Source organism: Colwellia sp. SU-HH00943, from assembly GCF_057546125.1.
Genome location: NZ_BAAJLW010000001.1, coordinates 350,870 through 372,009, shown reverse-complemented (window position 1 = coordinate 372,009; position 21,140 = coordinate 350,870). Strand labels below are relative to the sequence as shown.

The 21,140-nt window shown below is 37.8% G+C and carries 19 protein-coding genes; 5 read left to right on the top strand and 14 right to left on the bottom strand.

Annotated elements, in window-relative coordinates; translation table 11 throughout:
• The first annotated feature begins 31 nt into the window (after positions 1–31).
• Positions 32–877 (top strand): HDOD domain-containing protein, encoded by an 846-nt coding sequence (locus AC27GZ_RS01545; protein ID WP_487093116.1) that lies wholly within the window; start codon positions 32–34, stop codon positions 875–877.
• A 21-nt stretch (positions 878–898) separates the two neighbouring features.
• On the opposite strand, the gene AC27GZ_RS01540 is transcribed toward AC27GZ_RS01545, so the two are convergent.
• Positions 899–1,402: a hypothetical protein gene (locus tag AC27GZ_RS01540; protein ID WP_487093115.1), complete on the bottom strand. Its 504-nt coding sequence runs from the start codon at positions 1,400–1,402 to the stop codon at positions 899–901.
• 129 nt (positions 1,403–1,531) lie between these two features.
• Entirely contained in the window at positions 1,532–2,842 is a 1,311-nt protein-coding gene (locus AC27GZ_RS01535) for a multifunctional CCA addition/repair protein (protein WP_487093114.1), read from the bottom strand.
• Positions 2,843–2,978: 136 nt separating this feature from the next.
• Here AC27GZ_RS01535 and AC27GZ_RS01530 point away from each other — a divergent pair, with 136 nt between their 5' ends.
• Positions 2,979–4,610, top strand: coding sequence for an AAA family ATPase (locus AC27GZ_RS01530; protein WP_487093813.1), 1,632 nt, complete (start codon positions 2,979–2,981; stop codon positions 4,608–4,610).
• 62 nt (positions 4,611–4,672) lie between these two features.
• Here the strand turns inward: AC27GZ_RS01530 and leuD are convergent, their stop codons facing one another.
• From leuD to AC27GZ_RS01485, 9 genes are all read right to left on the bottom strand, one after another.
• On the bottom strand, positions 4,673–5,284 hold the full coding sequence (gene leuD / locus AC27GZ_RS01525; RefSeq protein ID WP_487093113.1) for a 3-isopropylmalate dehydratase small subunit: 612 nt from the start codon (positions 5,282–5,284) through the stop codon (positions 4,673–4,675).
• Between the two features lie 17 nt (positions 5,285–5,301).
• Positions 5,302–6,723 carry a 3-isopropylmalate dehydratase large subunit gene (gene leuC / locus AC27GZ_RS01520; RefSeq protein ID WP_487093112.1) on the bottom strand — a complete coding sequence of 474 codons (1,422 nt, stop codon included), beginning with the start codon at positions 6,721–6,723 and terminating at the stop codon, positions 5,302–5,304.
• 1 nt (position 6,724) lies between these two features.
• A complete protein-coding gene (leuB, locus tag AC27GZ_RS01515; RefSeq protein ID WP_487093111.1) occupies positions 6,725–7,813 on the bottom strand; it encodes a 3-isopropylmalate dehydrogenase in 1,089 nt (362 codons plus the stop codon).
• A 39-nt stretch (positions 7,814–7,852) separates the two neighbouring features.
• Complete coding sequence (gene leuA, locus AC27GZ_RS01510; protein WP_487093110.1) at positions 7,853–9,418, bottom strand: 2-isopropylmalate synthase; 1,566 nt, start codon at positions 9,416–9,418, stop codon at positions 7,853–7,855.
• A 405-nt stretch (positions 9,419–9,823) separates the two neighbouring features.
• A complete protein-coding gene (locus AC27GZ_RS01505) occupies positions 9,824–10,867 on the bottom strand; it encodes a CDP-glycerol glycerophosphotransferase family protein (RefSeq protein ID WP_487093109.1) in 1,044 nt (347 codons plus the stop codon).
• A 37-nt stretch (positions 10,868–10,904) separates the two neighbouring features.
• On the bottom strand, positions 10,905–11,300 hold the full coding sequence (locus AC27GZ_RS01500; protein ID WP_487093108.1) for an FAD synthase family protein: 396 nt from the start codon (positions 11,298–11,300) through the stop codon (positions 10,905–10,907).
• Between the two features lie 31 nt (positions 11,301–11,331).
• Positions 11,332–12,768, bottom strand: coding sequence for a capsule assembly Wzi family protein (locus tag AC27GZ_RS01495; protein WP_487093107.1), 1,437 nt, complete (start codon positions 12,766–12,768; stop codon positions 11,332–11,334).
• Positions 12,769–12,854: 86 nt separating this feature from the next.
• Positions 12,855–13,949 carry a glycosyltransferase gene (locus AC27GZ_RS01490; protein ID WP_487093106.1) on the bottom strand — a complete coding sequence of 365 codons (1,095 nt, stop codon included), beginning with the start codon at positions 13,947–13,949 and terminating at the stop codon, positions 12,855–12,857.
• Positions 13,950–13,979: 30 nt separating this feature from the next.
• Positions 13,980–14,609: a TIGR04211 family SH3 domain-containing protein gene (locus AC27GZ_RS01485; RefSeq protein WP_487093105.1), complete on the bottom strand. Its 630-nt coding sequence runs from the start codon at positions 14,607–14,609 to the stop codon at positions 13,980–13,982.
• 313 nt (positions 14,610–14,922) lie between these two features.
• On the opposite strand from AC27GZ_RS01485, the gene AC27GZ_RS01480 reads away from it, so the two are divergent.
• The 3 genes from AC27GZ_RS01480 to AC27GZ_RS01470 all read left to right on the top strand — a co-directional run bounded on the left by AC27GZ_RS01480 (position 14,923) and on the right by AC27GZ_RS01470 (position 17,278).
• Positions 14,923–15,645: a sulfotransferase family 2 domain-containing protein gene (locus AC27GZ_RS01480; protein ID WP_487093104.1), complete on the top strand. Its 723-nt coding sequence runs from the start codon at positions 14,923–14,925 to the stop codon at positions 15,643–15,645.
• Between the two features lie 82 nt (positions 15,646–15,727).
• Positions 15,728–16,372 (top strand): CYTH domain-containing protein, encoded by a 645-nt coding sequence (locus tag AC27GZ_RS01475; protein ID WP_487093103.1) that lies wholly within the window; start codon positions 15,728–15,730, stop codon positions 16,370–16,372.
• A gap of 9 nt (positions 16,373–16,381) precedes the next feature.
• Complete coding sequence (locus tag AC27GZ_RS01470) at positions 16,382–17,278, top strand: L,D-transpeptidase family protein (RefSeq protein WP_487093102.1); 897 nt, start codon at positions 16,382–16,384, stop codon at positions 17,276–17,278.
• A gap of 98 nt (positions 17,279–17,376) precedes the next feature.
• On the opposite strand, the gene AC27GZ_RS01465 is transcribed toward AC27GZ_RS01470, so the two are convergent.
• From AC27GZ_RS01465 to AC27GZ_RS01455, 3 genes are all read right to left on the bottom strand, one after another.
• Complete coding sequence (locus tag AC27GZ_RS01465; protein WP_487051968.1) at positions 17,377–17,583, bottom strand: cold-shock protein; 207 nt, start codon at positions 17,581–17,583, stop codon at positions 17,377–17,379.
• 460 nt (positions 17,584–18,043) lie between these two features.
• Positions 18,044–20,062, bottom strand: a complete 2,019-nt coding sequence (locus AC27GZ_RS01460; RefSeq protein WP_487093101.1) for a HAMP domain-containing methyl-accepting chemotaxis protein — start codon at positions 20,060–20,062, stop codon at positions 18,044–18,046.
• Between the two features lie 252 nt (positions 20,063–20,314).
• Positions 20,315–21,136: a symmetrical bis(5'-nucleosyl)-tetraphosphatase gene (locus AC27GZ_RS01455; protein WP_487093100.1), complete on the bottom strand. Its 822-nt coding sequence runs from the start codon at positions 21,134–21,136 to the stop codon at positions 20,315–20,317.
• Between the last annotated feature and the right edge of the window lie 4 nt (positions 21,137–21,140).

The window sequence follows — 21,140 nt, the reverse complement described above, 5'->3', positions numbered from 1 at the left end:
ATTTGTTTTTCTGGCACTGGATATCAATTTTATGAATGCAATTGACTATGCTGAACAGGCGAGTGAGTTATTTGTTTTATCAGATTCTTTCTTACGTATTAAAGAGCTGATTGATGATGAGTCATCGACAATTGATGATATTAGTGAAGTTATCATTATTGATCCTGCACTCGCAGGGAGTATATTAAAATTAGCTAATAGCTCTTTATTCAGTTATCCAGGAAAAATTGACACTATTTCAAAAGCGGTTTTAGTACTCGGTATTACAGAAGTCTATAACTTAGTTATCGCCTATTTTTCTACGCAAGCATTTAAATCAACCTCTGTTGATAAAATATTTTTAGAGAATTTTTGGGAGAAAAGTGTTGATTGTGCGTTACTTATCAAATACCTAGGGGTAAGCCTGAATGTAGCGAATGCTGAGCGGTTATTTATCTTAGGCTTGTTACATAATTTAGGTGAGTTAATTGTTCAACAAGTCTCACCTGAAAAAGCCAGTTTATGCAAAAGTGACGATAACTCCTCTTGCTCAGTGCAAAAACAACAAGAGGTACTTGGCTTCACTTATGCTGATTGTGGTGCTGAGTTATTAAAACTATGGCAGTTGCCTTATAATTTAGTTGCGCCAATTCGTAATCAAAATGAAGAAAACTTTGAAATAGTAAATACTGAGTCTCAATTATTGTATGTTGCAAAAAAGTTGATGATAAGTTTAACCGCATATAAACCACAAGGTAGTATTTTTGATATCAGTGAGCAGCAATTAGCGCAATTATCACTTGAAGAAAGTCACTTAACTTCAGCGATAGAGTTTTGTGATTTAGAGCGCTTAGGTATTTTATCTATTTTAAGCCCAAGCGCAGTGATGATTTATTAAAACCTACTTTCTCTTTTCTAGCTAAGCACTTAAGTGTATTTGAGATGCGTTGCTTGGCATCATAATACTGTTGTATTTTTCAGCCTGTATTGCATTTTCAGGAATAATGACTGGCTGGATAGTCACCTCGTCACTGTTATCTGGATGTTCAGGACCGCCCCTTTTTATTTCTTGGTGAAGCTCATAAAGCGATGCATAGAGTGCAGTTAATGAACCTGTTACACTTTTATTGTCGTCACTATCATGATTATGATTGTTTGAACGCATATACGCTTCAATGACTTGTTGTTGCTGTTGATAATACAGACGTGTTAAGTCCATATCTTTAGCTGCTTGATAGTTAGCTTTAATATTATCTATTTGCTCAGCAGCATACAGGGTCAAGTCATCTTGTATGCTGTTTCCTTGCTCAGGGAGAGTATTTATTATAGTTGATGGATAAGCATTACTATGATGCTGGTGATTCGCACTATAGTTGGGCTGATAAGTCATTGCATGACTAGGGGCAACTTGTAATATTGTCATAATAAATACTCATATTAACTTAAATAATATTGGTATTTTAATTGATGACCAAAATGAAATTGTTTTAGTTTGTAATGCTAAAGTTACGAATTGTTGAACTGATAAAACAACCAATTTAACTAAACTTAACTATGTTTTTTGGTAGCTTGCTTTAATCTCAGTTATGGCGGTTAAGCGTGCTTTCGCTACGGCTTCTTTGATGGCAATCCCCTTTAAACCTTGCTCTACGAAAGCTTTGGCATTTTGCTGATAAGCTGCTTGCATAGCATCACGTAAATATTGCTCTTGAGGATAAGGGCGATCTTCAAAGCCGAGTCGGCCTAGAAAGTCACTTTTACAAGCAATAAGGAAATCATCAAACTCTTTAGGTTTACGCCAAACATCAAGTTGATCAAATATCTTCAATAAGGTACTTGGTTTTAACTGAAATGCTTTATGGCAATGTAAATGGTGTTCGCAAACTTTCAAAGCGAGTTGTTTGTAGTTATTTGGTATTTTTAACGTTTTGGCTATTTTCTCAACTAAAGGTAAACCAGCTTTTTCATGACCATGATGACTTGGCCAGAATTCTTCTTTAGTTAAGCCTTTACCTAAATCATGGCACAAGGCAGCAAAACGGATTGCAGCTTTATGCTCATGATTGATAGTCAGTAAGGTCGCTTGCTCTAACACCATCATGGTATGAATACCGCTACATATTTCAGGATGCCATTGTGCTGGGTTAGGCACATCCCATAAATTATCAAGATCAGGCCATAACACTTTCAATGCTTGGCATTGGCGTAATACTTGAAAGAACACTTCTGGATTGGCAGGCTTTCTACCTGCTTCAGTTTGGTTATCTTCTGACAATGCCCGCTGAATCTCTTGCCATACACGCTCGGCACTTAAGGTTGATAATTCACCACTGAGGCTAATTTGAGTCATTAATTGAAGTGTTTCATCGGCGATGGTAAAGCCGTAACTGTGATATCGCGCAGCGAAACGAGCTACACGTAATACACGTAAGGGATCTTCAGTAAAAGCCTCACTAACGTGGCGTAAAACTTTATCCTTAAGATCTTGCTGTCCATGGTAGGGATCTATGATGTCTCCATCTTCAGACATCGCCATCGCATTGATGGTTAAATCTCGCCTGAGTAGATCTTGCTCAATAGTAACATCGGGTTCGGCATAACAGTTAAAGCCAGTATAGCCATGTCCATGTTTACGTTCTGTGCGCGCGAGTGCATATTCTTGTTTCGTGGTTGGATGTAAAAACACGGGGAAATCTTTACCAACTTGTTGAAAACCAAGTGATAACATTTGCGAAACCGTTGCACCAACAACCAAGTAGTCGTGGTCTTTAACTGCTCGGTTTAGTAGCTTGTCTCGTACAGCCCCACCAACTAAGTAAACATTGAGTTCAGCGGTGCTAGAAGTAGGAGTGTCTGTGCTCAAAAGATTAGCCGGAAAAGATAAGTAATAAGGTAAAGCTTACCATAAATTTTAGTGAAGTATGTGCGTAAATTGTAGACATCCTAGTAACAACAGGGTAGTTTCTTCAGTGAATTTTTACTTTTGTTGTTTTGATTTTATGTACACAAGTTTCTTCTCACTGAGTGAGTTACCTTTTTCAATTGCGCCAAATCCCAAATACCTGTTTATGAGCGATCGACATCGTGAGGCATTAACACATTTAAGATCAGGTTTGGTAGGTGATAATAACGACAGTGCTGAAGGTATGGGAGGCTTTGTTCTTCTTACAGGTGAGGTGGGAACAGGGAAAACAACCGTGAGTCGTTGTTTAATGGCTGACTTACCTGAATCAACCCAACTGGCTTTTATTTTAAACCCGACTTTATCTAGCCAAGAATTATTAGCGACAATTTGTGATCAGTTAAAAATTCGTTACCGTAAAACCGGGGCGACATTAAAAACATTAACCGACAAAATTTCCGAAAAATTATTAAAAAACCATACCAATGGTATTAATACATTATTAATTATTGATGAGGCTCAACACCTTGAAGCAGAGGTGTTAGAGCAATTACGATTGCTGACCAACCTTGAAACCAATACTAAAAAGTTACTGCAAGTGATTTTGATTGGTCAACCTGAGTTACAGCAATTATTAAAACGTCGTGATTTACGGCAGTTAGCACAGAGAATTACTGCGCGCTATCACCTATTGCCGTTAAATCATCAGGAGTTAGGCGCTTATATAAAACACAGGTTATCTGTAGCTGATTGCCACCGTGTTTTGTTTAATACTGGCGCTATTAAGGCCATTCATAAAATATCCCAAGGCGTGCCAAGGTTAGTCAATTTAATTTGTCATAGAGCCTTAATGGAAGCCTATAATTCGAATAACGCTGTGGTTGACAAAAAAATTGTTTATAAAGCCGCGAGTCAAGCACTTGGTGAAGACTTTAAACGACCATATATTTGGCAACAAACGCCTTTTAAATGGGCTATTGCGGCAAGCATCTTTCTATTTGTGTCATTTGCAGGCTATTGGGTTGGGCAAGGCCATCAGGGAGCATTAACAGAAAGTGATGCTCAAGTTTTTGTGCCTGAATCATCAAGTGTAACTGAGCAAGTCAAGGTACTTAAAATAGAACCTGAAAATGTTTCTGCAACAGCGCAAGTAAGTTCAGATAAAGTGCTTGAAAGCAGTATGGAAAGTTCAGAGCAGCCAACTCAAAAGCAAACACAAACGGTAGAAGTTGCTAGCAAGACTGTAGATACTCAGCAGGCTGAAATGGAAGCACCCGTGCAAAGCAACGTAAATCGAAACGTAGCGTCTAAAGATACTTCTGGTACGGTAGATAATGTTGCTGTGCAAGCTGAAAGTGAAACACCTGCATATCAAGTTGCAGCTGTTGATGGCGTTTCTGATGATTTACTAGCAAGGTTTCAAGCCGCAATTGAAGAAAGTGGTGAAGTAGATATAGAACAAGATCCAGAGCTTACTCAAGAAAGTGATGAATTAATAAGGCCATTAACGCAAATGCCTGCATGGGTACAAAAAGGCATTCCGCGCTTGCAATTTGAGCAACATATTTATGCTTCAGATGGCCAAGGTTGGGTGAATGTAAATGGTAGAGATAGGTATGAAGGTGATCTTGTCGCAGAAGGGTTAACCGTAGAGAAGATATTACCGCAACAAGTTATTTTAACTTATCGCGGTGAAAAATTTAGCTTACCCGCGTTGACTAACTGGTAGTTAGTCCGGCAACTAAAAGCTCACAGATTCGTTAATGATATGTGAGCTTGAAAGTTTACCTGTTATTGCCAAGCAGGCATCTTCGCTTCGAATGCTTCGATTTTATCGAGTTTACCCAAGGTCCAACCGACACTATCAACACCGTTTTCTAAACTGTATTGTTGAAATTCATTAAGTGTAAAGTTATACGAAGTTTTTTCACCCTTATCATTGGTATAACTTACCTTATTGTTAGGTAAGTCAACTTCAAGCGTTAATTGAGCATTAGGTGAAAGCTGGAATAACTCTTCAACTTCCTCTTCAGTTAATTTGATAGGTAATAAACCAATATTGATGCAGTTACCGTAAAAAATATCGGCAAAACTTGGCGCAATAATTACCCTAAACCCGTACTCTTCAAGGGCCCATGGTGCATGTTCACGACTAGAGCCACAACCAAAGTTTTCACGTGATAATAGAATACTTGCCCCTTGATATTCTGGTTTGTTTAACACAAATTCAGGGTTAGGCTCTTTGCCACTATGATCAAGGTAGCGACTATCGTGAAATAAGTGAACGCCAAAACCAATACGTTCAGTTTTTTGTAAAAATTGCTTTGGAATTATTTGGTCTGTATCAACATTAGCGATGTCTAACGGTGCAACCAAACCAGTGTGTGTAGTAAATTTTTCCATGATTTGTTCCTATTAGATTATGCGTTTAAGTCAACAAAGTGACCTGTAATTGCGGCTGCAGCAGCCATTTCAGGACTGACTAAGTGAGTTCGACTACCTCGACCTTGACGACCTTCAAAGTTACGATTACTAGTAGAAGCACAGCGATCACCTGCTTTTAAAACATCATCATTCATGCCTAAACACATAGAACAACCAGGTAAGCGCCACTCAAAACCTGCTTCGCTAAATATTTTATCTAGACCTTCTGCTTCGGCTTGAGCTTTTACACGATATGAACCTGGAACAATTATCGCATCGACAGTGTCTTGTACTTTTTCGCCATTGGCGGTTAAATCTTTAACAACACTCGCTGCTGCTCTAAGATCTTCAATACGAGAGTTAGTACATGAGCCAATGAAAACTTTATTTACTGTAATATCTGTAATTTTAGTACCTGCGGTTAAATCCATATATTCAAGAGCTTGCTTGCAAGACTCTTGCTCTACCGGATCGGTAAAGTCGCTTGGTGATGGTACTATGCTATCAACACTCGTTACTTGTCCTGGAGTTGTACCCCAAGTTACTTGCGCTTTAATGTCTTTCGCTTCTAACGTTAATACGGCATCAAAAACAGCACCATCATCAGATTTTAACTGTTTCCAATCATTTACGGCTTGCTCGAATAAGTCACCTTTAGGTGCGTATTCTTTACCTTGAACATAATCAAATGTAGTTTGATCAGGTGCAACTAAACCTGCTTTAGCACCAAACTCAATACTCATGTTACAGACCGTCATGCGCTCTTCCATGCTCAAGGCTTCAATGGCTTCTCCGCAATATTCAACCACATAGCCTGTAGCACCAGCACTACCTGTTTTACCAATGATTGCTAGAATGATGTCTTTAGCACTAATCCCTTTACCAACATGTCCTTTAACTTCGATTTTCATCGTTTTAGCTTTATTTTGACGTAAAGTTTGTGTTGCAAAAACATGTTCCACTTCAGAAGTACCAATACCAAAGGCTAACGCACCAAAAGCACCATGAGTGGCAGTGTGAGAGTCACCACAAACGATAATGGTTCCTGGTAGTGTTAAACCAAGCTCAGGCCCCATTACATGAGCAATACCTTGGTTTTTGTGACCCATACCAAATAATTCAATACCAAAATCTTTACAGTTTTTCTCTAAAGCACGTAGTTGATTTGCGGCGCCTTCACCTGCAGCATCAATTTCAATTGAGCGCGTTGAAATATTGTGATCCATGGTCGCAATGGTACGCTCAGGATGGCGAACAGGGCGATTATGAAAACGTAAATTTGCAAAAGCTTGTGGTGAAGTTACTTCATGAATTAAATGCCTATCAACAAAAAGTAATGGCGTTTCACCTGCCACATCTTCAACCAAATGGTTTTGCCATAACTTTTCATACATGGTTTGGGGAGTGTTTGTTGTCATCTTACATGCTCTCTATTTGTGTACAGATATAATCACCCACTTCACTAGTGGTTTTTGCATTGCTACGTTCATTAGCAGGTAATAAGTCTGCCGTTAAAATACCATTATCTAAGGCTTTGCCAACAGCATCTTCAATGGCTTTAGCTGCAGCGTCTTCATTTAAACTATAGCGTAGCATTAAAGCGGCTGATAAAATTTGTGCAATTGGGTTAGCAATGCCCATACCGGCGATATCTGGTGCACTGCCACCTGCAGGCTCATACATACCAAAGCCCTCTGAATTTAAGCTGGCAGATGGTAATAAGCCCATAGAGCCAGTAATCATGGCGCAGATGTCTGATAAAATATCACCAAATAAGTTAGGGCATAACATCACGTCAAATTGGTTCGGATCACGCACTAATTGCATAGCTGCGTTATCAACATATAGGTGTTCAAGTTCAACCTCAGGGTACTCAACAGCCACTTCTTCAACTACTTGGCGCCATAATTGACTAGTGGCTAATACGTTTGCTTTATCAACAGAAGTCACTTTGTTATTACGTTTTTGAGCGGCTTGAAAAGCAAGGTGTGTAATACGTTTTATCTCACGACGAGAATAGAACATAGAATCAAAGCCTGTTTCTTCTTCCCCTTCACCTTTACGACCTTTTGGCTCGCCAAAGTATATATCGCCGGTTAATTCACGAATCACTAACACATCAAAACCTTGCTCAGCAATATCGCTACGTAATGTAGACAATGATGAAAGTGCTGGTTGTAATGTTGCAGGTCGCATATTACAAAATAAGTCAAAGTGACCACGTAAACCTAATAAAGCACAACGCTCAGGTTGCTCTGTTGGTGGTAAGTTAGACCATTTAGGGCCGCCCACAGAGCCAAATAAAATAGCATCACTTTCTTGGCAACCTTTCATGGTTGATTCAGGCAAGGCATTGCCATGATTATCAATGGCAGCGCCACCTACATCATAATCTTTAGTATTAATTGTGATATCAAACTTTTTAGAAATTGTGGTTAAAACTTTTTTGGCTTCAACCATAACTTCAGGACCGATACCGTCACCGGCTAGTATTGCTATATTGGACATTTTTTAAACCTTTCTTTTCAAATTTAATGACAGAGACTGTTATTTACTTGCTGCTTTCAATTCAGCGATAGTTTTTGCTCTGTGTATGCTGTTTAATGCATGTATTAATGCTTGGCCTGATGCTTCTATTACATCGGTTGCTAAGCCGTAACCATGGAAATTTCTATCTTGCCAAGTGATCACTAAATCCGCTTGCCCAAGCCCGTCTTCGCCTGAACCTTTGTTTGATATTTTGTAATCACTGACTTCAAACTCAACATCAACTGCTTGTTTAATAGCTTGATAAAGTGCGTCAACTGGACCGTTACCTGTAGTGGCATGTACTGTTGAATCTTCTTCACCTGCTAATAATTTAATGCTGGCTGTGGCAAATTCGCCATCGCCACACTGCACATTAATAGCGCCTAAACGGTAATGATCTTGTGTATCTTGCTGTTGAATGTTGAATAATAATGCTTCTAGATCATCATCAAATACTTGGCCTTTCTTATCGGCTAAAGCCAAAAAGTCTGCATATAATTGCTCAAGTTCATAATCACTTTCTTGGTAACCTAAACTCTCCATGCGATGCTTAATAACATGACGGCCGCTACGTGAGGTTAAGTTTAATTTGGTTTTGGCAATACCGACACTTTCAGGAGTCATAATTTCATAGGTATTGCTGGCTTTTAGCATGCCGTCTTGGTGTATACCTGAAGAATGGCTAAAGGCATTGCCACCGACAATTGCTTTGTTTAGTTGCACAGGCATATTACATACAGTGCTCACAAGTTTTGAGGTGCGAGCAATTTCTTGATGATTTATGTTGCTGTATACGTTCAATAATGACTCACGCGTTTTCATTATCATGGCAACTTCTTCTAATGAACAATTACCTGCTCTTTCGCCAATGCCATTGATAGTACATTCAATTTGACGAGCACCTGCTTGAACTGCAGCCATAGAGTTAGCAACAGCTAAACCTAAATCGTTATGACAGTGTACAGAGATGATTGCTTTATCAATATTAGGAACACGGTTAAATAAGTTGGTAATAATACCTTGGAATTCAAAAGGTAAGGTGTATCCAACTGTATCTGGAATATTTACCGTTGTTGCCCCTGCATCAATTGCTGCTTCCACCATACGGCATAAATTATCAATCGGTGTTCGGCCTGCATCTTCACAAGAAAACTCGACATCATCAGTAAATTTTCGGGCGTATTTCACCGCATGTACTGCCATCGCTTGTACATCAGAAAACTCTTTACGTAACTTCTGTTGTACATGCACATCTGACGTGGATATAAAGGTGTGAATACGGAATTGATCAGCAACACTTAACGATTGCGCACAAGCATCAATATCGGCTTCAACAGCACGGGCTAAACCACAAACACGTGAGTTTTTTATAACGCGAGCGATTTGCTGAACTGATTCAAAATCACCCGGGGATGATACTGGAAAACCAACTTCCATAATATCAACACCTAAACGCTCAAGCGATTGGGCAATCTGCAGTTTTTCATGGACAGATAAACTGGCGTTTAGGGCTTGTTCGCCATCACGTAAAGTCGTGTCAAAGATAATGACATTGTCTTTTGAGTTGGTTGCTGTGTTGCTCATGTTGATATCCTTTATTTTTGCCTAATATTTATTTAACGTTATGCCACCGGAGTGGTTTAAATGCTAACTAACACATAGACGTAAAAAACCCGCGTTAGTTAGCGCGGGTTTTAATTGAATTCTTATCTGTTTTTATTTTTAGCGTAATATCTAAAATGTTTGAATAAGCAATAAAACCTAGCCGCGCACAATGAGTACGAGGAGGAGGTTGAGGAGAGTGTGCTTAATCATTACTTTCATTTTTAAATATTTGCTTAATCATTTTTACTGATTATGCATCAATTACGCATAAAGAGTAAAATAAAATTTATTAATGTATGTATTTATAACGTTAATACTCTAACTGGTCAAATGAAAAAAGCTGCATGGCTAGATGGTTTTGTTATATCAAGCGGCAAAACAACATTATAATGTCCAATAGCCAAGTTTTTTCCGTTGCTTTAAGTTACGAAAAATATTCAACGGCTTACGTTTTTTTGCTTTTTTACCGTTTTCTAACATCACCTTTGTCGCCGTTAATATACGTTGGGCTGATTGACCATCATTATAGGGATGAAGGTCGTCAGCATAGGCTTTAATTGCCGTTTGTAATTTCTCGCCAGGCTGCAGCGCTGTTACTATAGCTTGCTCAAGTTGCTCTGCTGATTGAATGTTAACTAAGTAATCACCGGGCTCTTTATTATTTAAGCTGACGGTTGCTTTGTTTAGTAATGAAAACTCGCCAATCACAGAGGAAGTGTCTGAAACCATGATATCTGCGGTTTGCAATAATTCATTAATACTTGAGGTTTCAATGATTTGTACATTACTTTTGACTAAAGTTTGATATTGTTCTAACCAGTTTTGAGCCATTTTTGGGTGAAATTTTATTAACCAGTGATAATCTTTTTGTTCACTTAAACGTTTAATTTCATCAAATAAAGCAGGGGCAGAGGTTAAGGCAGGCGAAAAAGTGGGCGCATAAAGGATAATCTTTTTATTTTCTTTATGTAACTCAGTCTTTATTGGCATTGCTGGAGTTGTGAATAAATAATCCAGTTTTGGCCACCCGGTTTCGACAACATCAAAAAAACCATGTTGCTGTGCTAAGGTATTAAAGCGATTCGTCGTTGCAGGGCCATGAGTGCAATATAAATCAAAAAAATCACGAATGATAAAATGACCTTTTTTCTTCCATTCAAGGCCATGAAAAACTTGCACTTTTAGCCCAGGGATAAAGTTTGGAATTTCATTGCCCGGCGCAAAGCTAGCGTCAGGATTATACGCTCGTGCTTCATCAATAGAAGATAAAACAGATTCGTTATCATGAAAGTAGCTTTGGGTTACTTCTTTGCCAACAGCAAGCCATTTTACTTCATCACCCGCAGCTAAAATGCGCGTTTGCATGGGACGCAAAATTTCAAAGGAGTAATTATGCGCTATATAAAATAAATAGCGTGTTGCTGCCATGATATTTCCTTGAGCAATGTATAGTTAATTTTTAACACTAAAGGCGTTTAGTTTGTACTACTTCGATAATTTCCGTTGTTGATACGGAAGGTGTTCTGGGAAGGTAGATAACTTGGCAAATATCTTTTAAGTGATCGAATTTTCCTTGCCAGTCATCACCCATCACTAATATATCAGCGTTATAGTATTTTATATATTCGGCTTTTAATTCTAAAGATTCTTCTAAAAAAACTTCATCGACACAGCGCATTGAGCGAATAATGTGTTGGCGATCTTCCTCAGTATAAACAGGTGGTCGACCTTTTTTAGCGATATTTAGCTTATCGGATGAAACACCAACAATCAGGTGGTCGCCATGAAGTTTGGCTCTTTCTAATATATTGACATGTCCAACATGGAAAATATCATAAGTACCAAAAGTTATTACTCTCATGCTCAATTTTCTCCGTTAATTGACTAGTACTTTACCATGTGTAAGATACGCTGGTTCGAATAAACTCTTCGCCGTAATTATTCTGACCAAAATACACCTTTAGCCCTAAAAAGGCAGCATCAATGGCTTTAGAGTAATTAATTTCTAACTCATGAGATTGTTGGTAGTCAGCATAATTAGAGTTGTTGAAATTAGCGGTACGGTAAAGAAAAGAAATTTGGGAGTCATCACTGTTTTGCCAATCAAAACGAATACTGCCTGATTCACCGCCAACTTTATCTTTAGGATCTTTTCTTGTGCCCCACCAATGGCCCATTTTCACGCCGTCATTTGAATAGCCTTCAGCATAAATATGATGCGTGTACCAAGCTGACTGAAATGAGGTGAACTCTAGGTTCACAGACATAGTTTCATTTAAATAAGGAAAGAAGAGGCCAAAACTGTTGGCTAAGTTAGCGAGTTTATAGTTAGTGTAGTTATTGGTATCTTCACCCGCATATTCATAATAAAAACTAAAGGGCATGTTAAACCAATTTAAATCAAATTTATTGGTAATAGATGCCTGTTGATTGCCAAACTCTTCACTACAATCTTGCAAGTCGGTTCCCACACCACCGCAGTTATCACTATTCACAGGGTCAATAATTGCGTTCCAAATGTCTTTTAAGGTAACAGGTTCATCACCGCCAAACATGAGTGTTCGGTTAAAACCGATTGTCCACCAATCAAAAGGTTGAGCACTTAAGTGCATCATTAATAAAGATGGCTCTCCAGAAACAGCTGGCTCATCACGATCAAAGCGAATACCATCGTGCTCATCTAATATACCTATAGACATTTCATATTTTATATTGAAGTCGGTGATAAGGGTTGGGTTGCTTATGGTGACACTTAGTGGTGGTTTTGCTTGGGTAGAAAGTAATACAGCACTGTCTTGAAAAGGAGATACCCAGTGCTCTCTGTAACCCACATCAACTTGTAGCAGGTCGACACCAAACGAAACAAAACTATTAGTTCTTAGATAATCACCACCTTCATAATAACGGCCGCCGCCATTAACAATCAGGTACTGATTAGCCTGCCAAAAGCCACTAAATGCAGCGCTGTAATTTGCATCAGCCATTTGGCCACGTTGGTTGGCAAGGGGAATATTTTCTTCATTAGCGTAACTTAGCTCAGCTGAAGCATAAGTGATAGCAGCATCTTGCTTATAGCGTTTAATATAATTTGTAATTCTTCTGTGCAAGCCAGGGTGACTATCTTCAACTTTTGCTAAATAACGATCTATAGTTGCTGCATGATAAGGTTTGGTTAAAATCGGCAACTTTGCTAGTGTCGCTAAACGATTTAATTCTAGCTCTATCAAAGGCTCTACTTGAAGGGGTAAATAAGGCGATGGGCCTTTAGCAATACTGCTAAAAGCAATTAAGCATAGCCCAAATAGGGCGGGAAATTTAAAAAAATTCAAAAAGGTTACTTCAACTTTAAGCATAATTTGGCTGATTATTTTAACGAGCTACACCTGTAATTACTAGATACAGGTCAAAATTAACTTTAGGATTGCGTTAATATATCGGTAAAATATTGTTCCATTTGCAACACAGTTTGACGATGCGACATTTTAGTTTTGATGACATCTTTTGCGTTACTTGTGATTAAAGCAAGTTTATCTTTATCTTTATATAGCATCCTAATTTTATCAGCGAGTGCTGTCGTATCGCCTATAGGCACTAAATAACCATTAACACCATCTTCAATAGTTTCTAATACACCATCATTTTCTGATGAAACAACTGGGGTCCCATTTGAGAGTGATTCAAGTACTACTCGAGATAAGCCTTCTTTACTTAATGAGGGCAGAATTAATAAATCGCAAGCTTTAGCAATCGCAGGAACATCACTTCTAAAACCTGGCTGAATGATACGCTCTTTCATTCCAGACTCATTGATTTGAGTGATAAAAGGTTCGCGATTGAGGTTGTCGCCAACCAGTATAATTCTTAATTCTTCTATATCCGTTAATTGCTTGGCTGCTTCAAGCAGTACACTGGTGCCTTTGTGAGGCCTTGGGCTGCCAATACAAAGAATATTGAAATACTTGCTATCACTACCAAGGGAGCTTAAATCAGCCTTTGGTTCTTTATACCAAGCTAAATCATGGCCTTTATAAATAGTTTTAACATTATTTTTGATGGAGCTTCTTACTTTACTTTTGACATTATCGGTACAAGGTGTTGAAACACAAATAACACCATCAATTCTTGGGTGAAGCATGCATAAGTAATTAGTAGGGTCAGTTCTATACATACCGCCGGAGGTACCACGATAAGCAATCAGTTTTGCTTTGGTACCAATGCAACCAAAAGCTGCATTGGGAATGCCTTTAGATTCAGTGGCATAAACAATATCAATATCATGTGCTTTGATATATTGATGAATTTGTTGGATGACAGACAAGCTATGCTTTTTAAGGGTTTTCAGTTCAATAAAGTTAACAGCAGAGTTTTTATACTCATCAACGTAAGCATTAGTGGCACTCGACATAACAGTTACTTCATGTCCTAACTTAGCTAATTCAATATAGCATTGAGCTTCAGGACGAACTGCATTATATGAACGGCCACGATTTGGTATGACAAGTATTTTCATGAGAAATTGATATTAGCCTAAAAGAAGCTGTTAACCCCAGTTATCCATTGAACTACGACGACGAGCGAAGAATTTAGGTAAGATAAGCCCTAAAAGTAAACCTACACCTAACACAATAGCACCATTGAAAAACCATTGTTTTTTTATGTTGGTGTCTTGGTCTTTTACTTTAGTTTGAGTTTGCGTAAGTTGTTGCTGTACTTTTTTTAAATTGGCTTGCAACTTGGTTTTATCTTGGTTGAGAAGCTCTACAGTACTTTTTAGTTCATTTACTTCGCCATCAAGTTGCGCTCTATAATCATTGCTGCTTGCTAATTGTGAGTTAAGTTCAGCAACCACAAAACGTAGTCCAGGTTGAGTGGTTATATATTTTGACTCTATCCAAGTAATACGATTACCGTCGTCGATAATTTCACTATAATCGTTGGATGATTTACCTGTGATTTTTATTTCAGCGCCAGCGTTAATTGTACCTAATATGCGATAATTAGTGCCAGGTCCAGCATGCATATAAATAAACAGGTCATCCGATATATAACCTTGCTGACTTTCTTGTGCTTGAGCAGAAAAAACGGCAGTTAACATGATAAAAACACCTAGGATGCTTTGCTGAAATAACCGTAATGGTACTTGTTTGGAAAAGATATTTAGAGCATTCATGAAATAACCACTAGATAAAATAAATCATTGAAATGATGATATTATGTGTTTGCTGCTTTGATAGCAAGTTTAGATTTATAGTCTATCAAAGACGGCATGAAATTCCCTTTACCTTTGTTTAACTACTTTCCTAATTGTTCTGATTTAACCTTTGTATTATTTATCTTTCTAGTTTTTATCGGTTACGCTATTTAAATATAGATAGGCATAGTACTTTTATACTAAAATGACGGCCAGCAAAGTTGTCAAGAGTGTGAATATCTTTTGCTTTCCTAACAAATTGACATCATTAAAATTATTAAGTGGTAATTACATGAGATTAAAAAATAATAAATCTGTTGAGAAGCAAATTAAGTACCTCTATCACTCAACCCGTTTAGATAAACTCATCCATTATCTTCGTAGCCGGAATAGGCCTGAAGCTGTATTTATTTGGATTCCCAAGAATGCCGGCACCAGCCTTTATAATATGCTTAGAACATATGGCTGTATTAAAGTTAAAGTATTAGATCAAATTAAAAAGCGCTTTTCTCAGCGTGGTCTTGTGACCTTTGATCATATGGATTATCACCAGCTAGTACAAAATCAACATGTAACAGCCGAGTTTGATAAGAAATCATTTAAGTTTTGTTTTTGCCGTAACCCATACGATAGAGCCGTATCCTTGTATGTTTATTTGACTAAAAAAATGCAGGACAAACCTTCTTTTCTTGCTTTTTGGCAATCTGTTGAAGGGAATATGGATGATATCGGCATGTATAACTCTCAAGGGATGAGTATGTGTAACCCTCAATATTGTTGGGTTGAGCATATTGATATGGACTTTATTGGCCGTTATGAGAATTACAATGAAGAGTTAGAGCGCTTAATGGCTGAGCTAAAGTTACCCCCTTTAAAAGTTGAGCATAGAAATAAGTCTGCTCGTAAGTCTTGGAAAAGCTATTATTGTCAAGAATCTAAAGATGTTATTGAAAGAATCTACGAAAAAGACTTTCAGTACTTTAAGTATGAGAAAGAGGACTTTTTACCTAGCTAAATTTATGTTTTCTTTAGTGATGAGTCCATGAACTACTTTTGGGTAGTGTGTTAATAAGCATTAAAAAATATTGGTAGAGTGAATGACAGTTGAAATAGAACTTAAGTATTTGTTATCTGAGACAGATGTTGATAACAACATGGTGGCAGCTAAAATTACTGAAATGCTTTCAAGTCAACAAGTTAGCTTTGAATTTAAAGAAAAGTTGTTGGTCAATGATTACTTTGATAATGCCGAACTTGAGCTTAGAAAAATGGATATGGGTTTGAGAATTCGCTCGCAGGAAGGCAAGTTTGAGCAAACCATCAAAACAGCGGGCATTGTGGTGGACGGTTTGCACCAACGTCCAGAATATAATGTAGCGCTTGAAAATAATAAGCTAGATTTAAGTTTGTTTCCAGAGCATATCTGGCCAGAAAAACTTCACCTCAATATTTTAGAGCAAAGCCTTCAAATTATTTTTAATACTAACTTTATCCGTCAAGCGTGGCTTATAAACTATGATGACAGTGTTATTGAGCTCGCATTAGATGGTGGCACAATCAGTACAGAAAATAGTTCGAAATTAATCCCTATCAAAGAGTTAGAAATCGAATTAGTGCAAGGCGACAAAAATGCCTTGTTTACTCTAGCTGAAGAATTAAAACAGCTATTTAGTTTAACGCCAGGTAATCAAAGTAAAGCTGCACGCGGCTATGCTTTATACCAAGATACATTAAGTAAATAGAATAGACGTATGTTGAAAAAAATTTTCATCACTAGTGCACTGCTAATCGGACTGTGTATTAAGCAGATACAAGCCATACCTTATCAACTTCCAGACAATAATGGTCGATTTATTGGTGAAGTGCAAAAGCACAAAGTTGTTAAGGGAGATTATTTTCAAAAAATTGCCGAGCAGTATAATGTTGGTTTTTTAGCCCTTATGTCAGCTAACCCTGAGGTAGATCCTTTTTTGCCTGAGTTAGGTCAAGAAATAACAATTCCAAGCGCAATGCTTTTACCTTTTATAAAACGTGAGGGAATTGTGGTTAATTTACCCGAGCTGCGTTTATATTATTTCCCTCCGGGAGAAAATGTTGTCCATGTTTTCCCTGTCGGTATAGGGAAAGAGGGATTACCTACACCGATAGCCACCAGTTATATCAGTGATAAAAGGAAAGATCCTGTTTGGCGTCCTACTCAAGCCATGCGTGAACGTTATTTTGCTGAACATGGTAAAGAAATGGCTGTAGAGTTCCCCCCTGGGCCTGATAACCCGTTTGGAAAGTATGCGTTAAGATTAGGGGCTAGCGAATATTTAATCCATGGCACAAATAAACGTATAGGTATCGGCATGAGAGCAAGCTCAGGTTGTATTCGAATGTTTGATGAAGACATTAAGTGGATGTATGACAATGTGCCTTTAAATACTAAGGTAAGAATTATTGATCAACCTATTAAGATGTCTTATGAATCAGGGCAAAGGCAATTGATTGAAGTACATGCGCCGTTATCTATTGACTCTGTCCCACAACCGCTTAAGTTGAGTAAAGCCGTGAAAAACTTTATTGGTACTAATGATGATTTTTGGCAGAAATTACAGCCGGTATTTGACAAACCAAATGGCATGGTCGTGGAACTTGGCAAGTAAGTATTAGGCTTTTCAAAGAGACAAAAAAACCAGTTACAATGTAACTGGTTTTTTATATCTGGTTTAATAATCGCAAGCGATTATTAAATTGTTGCTAATTAAAGTGCAACAATGTTCTCAGCTTGTGGGCCTTTTTGACCGTCAGTTACTGTGAACTCAACTTTTTGACCTTCAGCTAATGTTCTGAAACCGTCACCAACAATTGCGTTGAAGTGAGCGAAAACGTCAGGGCCATTTTCTTGTTCGATGAAACCGAAGCCTTTTGCTTCGTTAAACCATTTAACTGTACCTGTAGTAGTAGACATATTTATTTCCTAAATTTATGAGTAATGATGCGCTTTTGATTTATAGCTTATTAATCGAAAAGCGAATTTTGCTAAAAAGTGTTGCTATTACTTATAAAACAGGACGTGTTAGTTCCAGAAGAGATATTAACAGCGTAATGGTGTACAAAAATATAAAACGAACTTTAAGCGCGTGGAATTATAAAGCCGCCTTAGTTTATGTCAAGCTTTGGCTCAATAAATTCCCCAGTTTTACTTGCGAGTAACTAGCATGAACACACTTTATAATTCACATTGTGACTAGTAGTGACATTATTTCATCTATTGTTTTATGAGAGAATATTTGGCTAATGATGATAGCTATGACAATACGCTAGAGGCTATGAAGATGTTGTTAGCAAACATAAAAAAACCGCTGTTATATTAATAACAGCGGCTTATTATTTTCAATATTATTATGAATTAAATAATGAAGGGTATCCTAAAGCTTAAACTCTTGAACCGATTGTTGTAGCTCTTCAGAAAGCTTAGCCACTTCACTGCTTGAAGCTGCGGTTTGTTGTGAGCCTGCTGTTGTTTGCTCAGCAATGGCTACAATTGATTCTAAGTTTTCACTGATTTCATGCGCAACAACACTTTGCTCTTCTGCCGCACTAGCAATTTGAGAGCTACGGTCGAAGGCTTCATGTACTGCATGAGTTATCGTTTCTAGTGCTTTATCCGCTTCTTCTGATTGAGTCACACAATCAGCGGCTTTGAGCTTACCAGCATCCATCACAGTCACGGCTTTACCCGCTCCTAGTTGTAAGGCTTCAATCATGGTTTGAATTTCTGAAGTCGACTCTTGTGTTCTGCTAGCTAAGGTTCTTACTTCATCAGCAACTACGGCAAAACCACGACCTTGCTCACCAGCACGTGCTGCTTCAATAGCTGCATTTAAGGCGAGTAAATTGGTTTGCTCAGCAATGCCACGAATAACATCTAAAATACCGCCAATTGATGCGCTATCTTGTTGTAATTGATTGATAACTTGTGATGCGGATTCTACCTCACCAGCAAGTTGTTCAATGGTATCTCTATTTCGGCCTGAAATAACTTTTACACGCTCAGCTTCATCATCAGCGTGTTTAATTTCACCAAGTGCATCATTAGCACTTGATAATACGCTTTGTGAAGTACTACTCATTTCTGTCGTTGCAGAAGCTGCTTGTTCAACTTGGTTACGCTGCTCTTCTATAGCCGTTGTACTTTCTGCAGTTACAGCGGATGTTTCTTCTGCAGCTGCGGCTAGTTGTGAAGATCGGTTAACAATCCCTTCAATTAAGTTACGTAAACTATCAATTAATACATTACAGTTTTTAGCAAGTAGCGCAAATTCATCTTGACCACTTTCATCTAATTTATGTGATAAATCGCCAGAAGAAACAATATTAAGCATGTCATTTACACGCGATAACGGGCGAGTAATGCTGATTAAAGTAAAACGCGTGATAATAATAGCGATGATAATTGAAATAACCATAATAACCGCTGTTTGTGTATTACCACTAGATACAGAGCTTTTAACTAACTTAGTAGCTTCTGTGGTGGTTTGATTCGCTAATTCCACCTGTTTATTTAAAATGGTGTTAACTTGAGCGGTGTTCTCTTCTACTGACGCTAACATGTTTTTAGCTTGTTGATTAGCTGATAACTGTGAGCGTTTGTGATAAATAATACCGCCAGTTGAAGATAATAACTCTTCGATGTCGGCAAATGCACTAGATAAATCTTGCGCGGTATCATCAAGTCTATTCATAGTCAGCTCAGCGATAATATCATTGACTGAGCCTTGTGCGCCTTCAAGGCTGAAAGATATTTCACTTTCGATGAGTTCAGCAGTACTTTCAACTAAAGAATCTCGGTATTCAAAAGAAGAGGAAACAATGCTGTTAAATTGATTTTCTAATTGCTCACTTAAACTAATAGCACGTTGAAGTTTAGTATCAGCTAAGTCGTGATCAGCTAAATCAAGTAACAAGGTCACGGCATCATCCGCTTTTTCTTCTAGGCCGCTTACTTTTTCTGTTAGGGCATTATTTTGCTCAATTGACACCTTTCTATTGTCAAATACTGATTGTGCATCTCGCTCAAAAGTCGTGTAAATTTTAGTCACTTTATTGAGGTTGGTAATCAGCGCATTTTCATTTTGAACTAGAGTTTTGAGCTGCTTAAATTCAGGGTTAAATTTTGCATTGATACTTTGAAAAGATTGTAGGTTTTTTGCTAACGTTTCTAGTTCGGTATCATAAAAGCCCTTTAAAGTAGAGCTGGCCATTTGGTTTAATTCAAGGCTTAACTGGTTACTTCCTTTTAACGTAGGAATAGCTAATTGGTTTTGTTGTTGGGTTGAGTCGCTAATAGTGTTGAGGTTAACCCAAGAAATGACACTAGTTAAAACAAGTAGAATTAAGATGATGGTGAAACCACCAATTATTCTCATCGCTACAGTTAAATTCATAAATACCACCGGTTAGTTTAAAAGCATATGCATTAATTATCGTTGAATAATACCCGTTGGGAGGAGGTTGTTATTCTATTATTTTAGTTTAAATCTATTTTTTTTGCTTAAGCTTTTTATCCATTTAAAGCTACCTTAAACATATCGGCTATGGGCTCAATATGTTTAATTTTGTTTTAGACTGCTTGAGTATATCAAGATGAATAAGTTTTTCACCCATAAATATTTATAGATTGAGTACAAATAAAGCATTCAATGTGCTGATTCAGTAAAAATGTTTTTGTCATGCCAGCGTAACAGCGTCAAATGATTACCCCAAACGCAACCTGTATCAAGGGCATAAACATTTTGGTGTGAGCTCTTGCCCATTAATGCCGCCCAGTGGCCAAATACCCAAGTAGTAGTGTTAATAACATTTGATAGTTCATACCATGGGTATAGTTTTAGTTCCGCTTTAGATGAAGTTAATGAGTCAGGTGAAAATTTTTGCTCGAATTCTAAGTGCTTATTTTCATCACAATAGCGCATACGCGTATATGCATTAATGGTATATCTGAACTTTTCTTCGGGGCTATTGGCTTGCTGCCAGTTATTAGGCTGCTCACCGTACATTGACTGTAGCCAGTATTTAGCTTTAGGTGAAGTAAGTTTTGTTTGAGCATCTTTTGCTTGCGTTAATGCTTCAGATAAACTCCACTGCGGTGATATTCCCGCGTGGCTCATATAGGCGTCTTCATTATTGATTTGCTGAATTAATGGTTGTTGAATTAACCAGTGCATTAATTCATCAAGATCTGGTGCAATCAGTAGTTCTGATAGCTTGTCTTGTTTTTTCGCTTTTTTAAGACCGTGATACACAGCAAGTAAGTGGAGATCGTGATTACCTAAAACTACCTTTGCTGAATTACCTAATGACTTGATAAACCTTAAGGTACTAAGAGAGTCTGGTCCTCGGGCAACTAGATCGCCAGCAACATATAACTTGTCGTTTTTTGGGTTAAAATTTACTTGAGATAGTAGTGCTTTTAGCTCCTGATAGCATCCCTGGATATCACCGACTAAATACGTTGCCATGCAC

What these genes read in the sequence shown, in the direction of transcription:
- AC27GZ_RS01545 (WP_487093116.1), top strand. Translation starts at nt 32, where the DNA reads ATGAATGCAATTGACTATGCTGAACAGGCGAGTGAGTTATTTGTTTTA.
- AC27GZ_RS01540 (WP_487093115.1), bottom strand. Translation starts at nt 1,402, where the DNA reads ATGACAATATTACAAGTTGCCCCTAGTCATGCAATGACTTATCAGCCC.
- AC27GZ_RS01530 (WP_487093813.1), top strand. Translation starts at nt 2,979, where the DNA reads ATGTACACAAGTTTCTTCTCACTGAGTGAGTTACCTTTTTCAATTGCG.
- leuD (WP_487093113.1), bottom strand. Translation starts at nt 5,284, where the DNA reads ATGGAAAAATTTACTACACACACTGGTTTGGTTGCACCGTTAGACATC.
- leuC (WP_487093112.1), bottom strand. Translation starts at nt 6,723, where the DNA reads ATGACAACAAACACTCCCCAAACCATGTATGAAAAGTTATGGCAAAAC.
- leuB (WP_487093111.1), bottom strand. Translation starts at nt 7,813, where the DNA reads ATGTCCAATATAGCAATACTAGCCGGTGACGGTATCGGTCCTGAAGTT.
- leuA (WP_487093110.1), bottom strand. Translation starts at nt 9,418, where the DNA reads ATGAGCAACACAGCAACCAACTCAAAAGACAATGTCATTATCTTTGAC.
- AC27GZ_RS01505 (WP_487093109.1), bottom strand. Translation starts at nt 10,867, where the DNA reads ATGGCAGCAACACGCTATTTATTTTATATAGCGCATAATTACTCCTTT.
- AC27GZ_RS01500 (WP_487093108.1), bottom strand. Translation starts at nt 11,300, where the DNA reads ATGAGAGTAATAACTTTTGGTACTTATGATATTTTCCATGTTGGACAT.
- AC27GZ_RS01490 (WP_487093106.1), bottom strand. Translation starts at nt 13,949, where the DNA reads ATGAAAATACTTGTCATACCAAATCGTGGCCGTTCATATAATGCAGTT.
- AC27GZ_RS01485 (WP_487093105.1), bottom strand. Translation starts at nt 14,609, where the DNA reads ATGAATGCTCTAAATATCTTTTCCAAACAAGTACCATTACGGTTATTT.
- AC27GZ_RS01480 (WP_487093104.1), top strand. Translation starts at nt 14,923, where the DNA reads ATGAGATTAAAAAATAATAAATCTGTTGAGAAGCAAATTAAGTACCTC.
- AC27GZ_RS01475 (WP_487093103.1), top strand. Translation starts at nt 15,728, where the DNA reads ATGACAGTTGAAATAGAACTTAAGTATTTGTTATCTGAGACAGATGTT.
- AC27GZ_RS01470 (WP_487093102.1), top strand. Translation starts at nt 16,382, where the DNA reads ATGTTGAAAAAAATTTTCATCACTAGTGCACTGCTAATCGGACTGTGT.
- AC27GZ_RS01465 (WP_487051968.1), bottom strand. Translation starts at nt 17,583, where the DNA reads ATGTCTACTACTACAGGTACAGTTAAATGGTTTAACGAAGCAAAAGGC.
- AC27GZ_RS01460 (WP_487093101.1), bottom strand. Translation starts at nt 20,062, where the DNA reads ATGAATTTAACTGTAGCGATGAGAATAATTGGTGGTTTCACCATCATC.
- AC27GZ_RS01455 (WP_487093100.1), bottom strand. Translation starts at nt 21,136, where the DNA reads ATGGCAACGTATTTAGTCGGTGATATCCAGGGATGCTATCAGGAGCTA.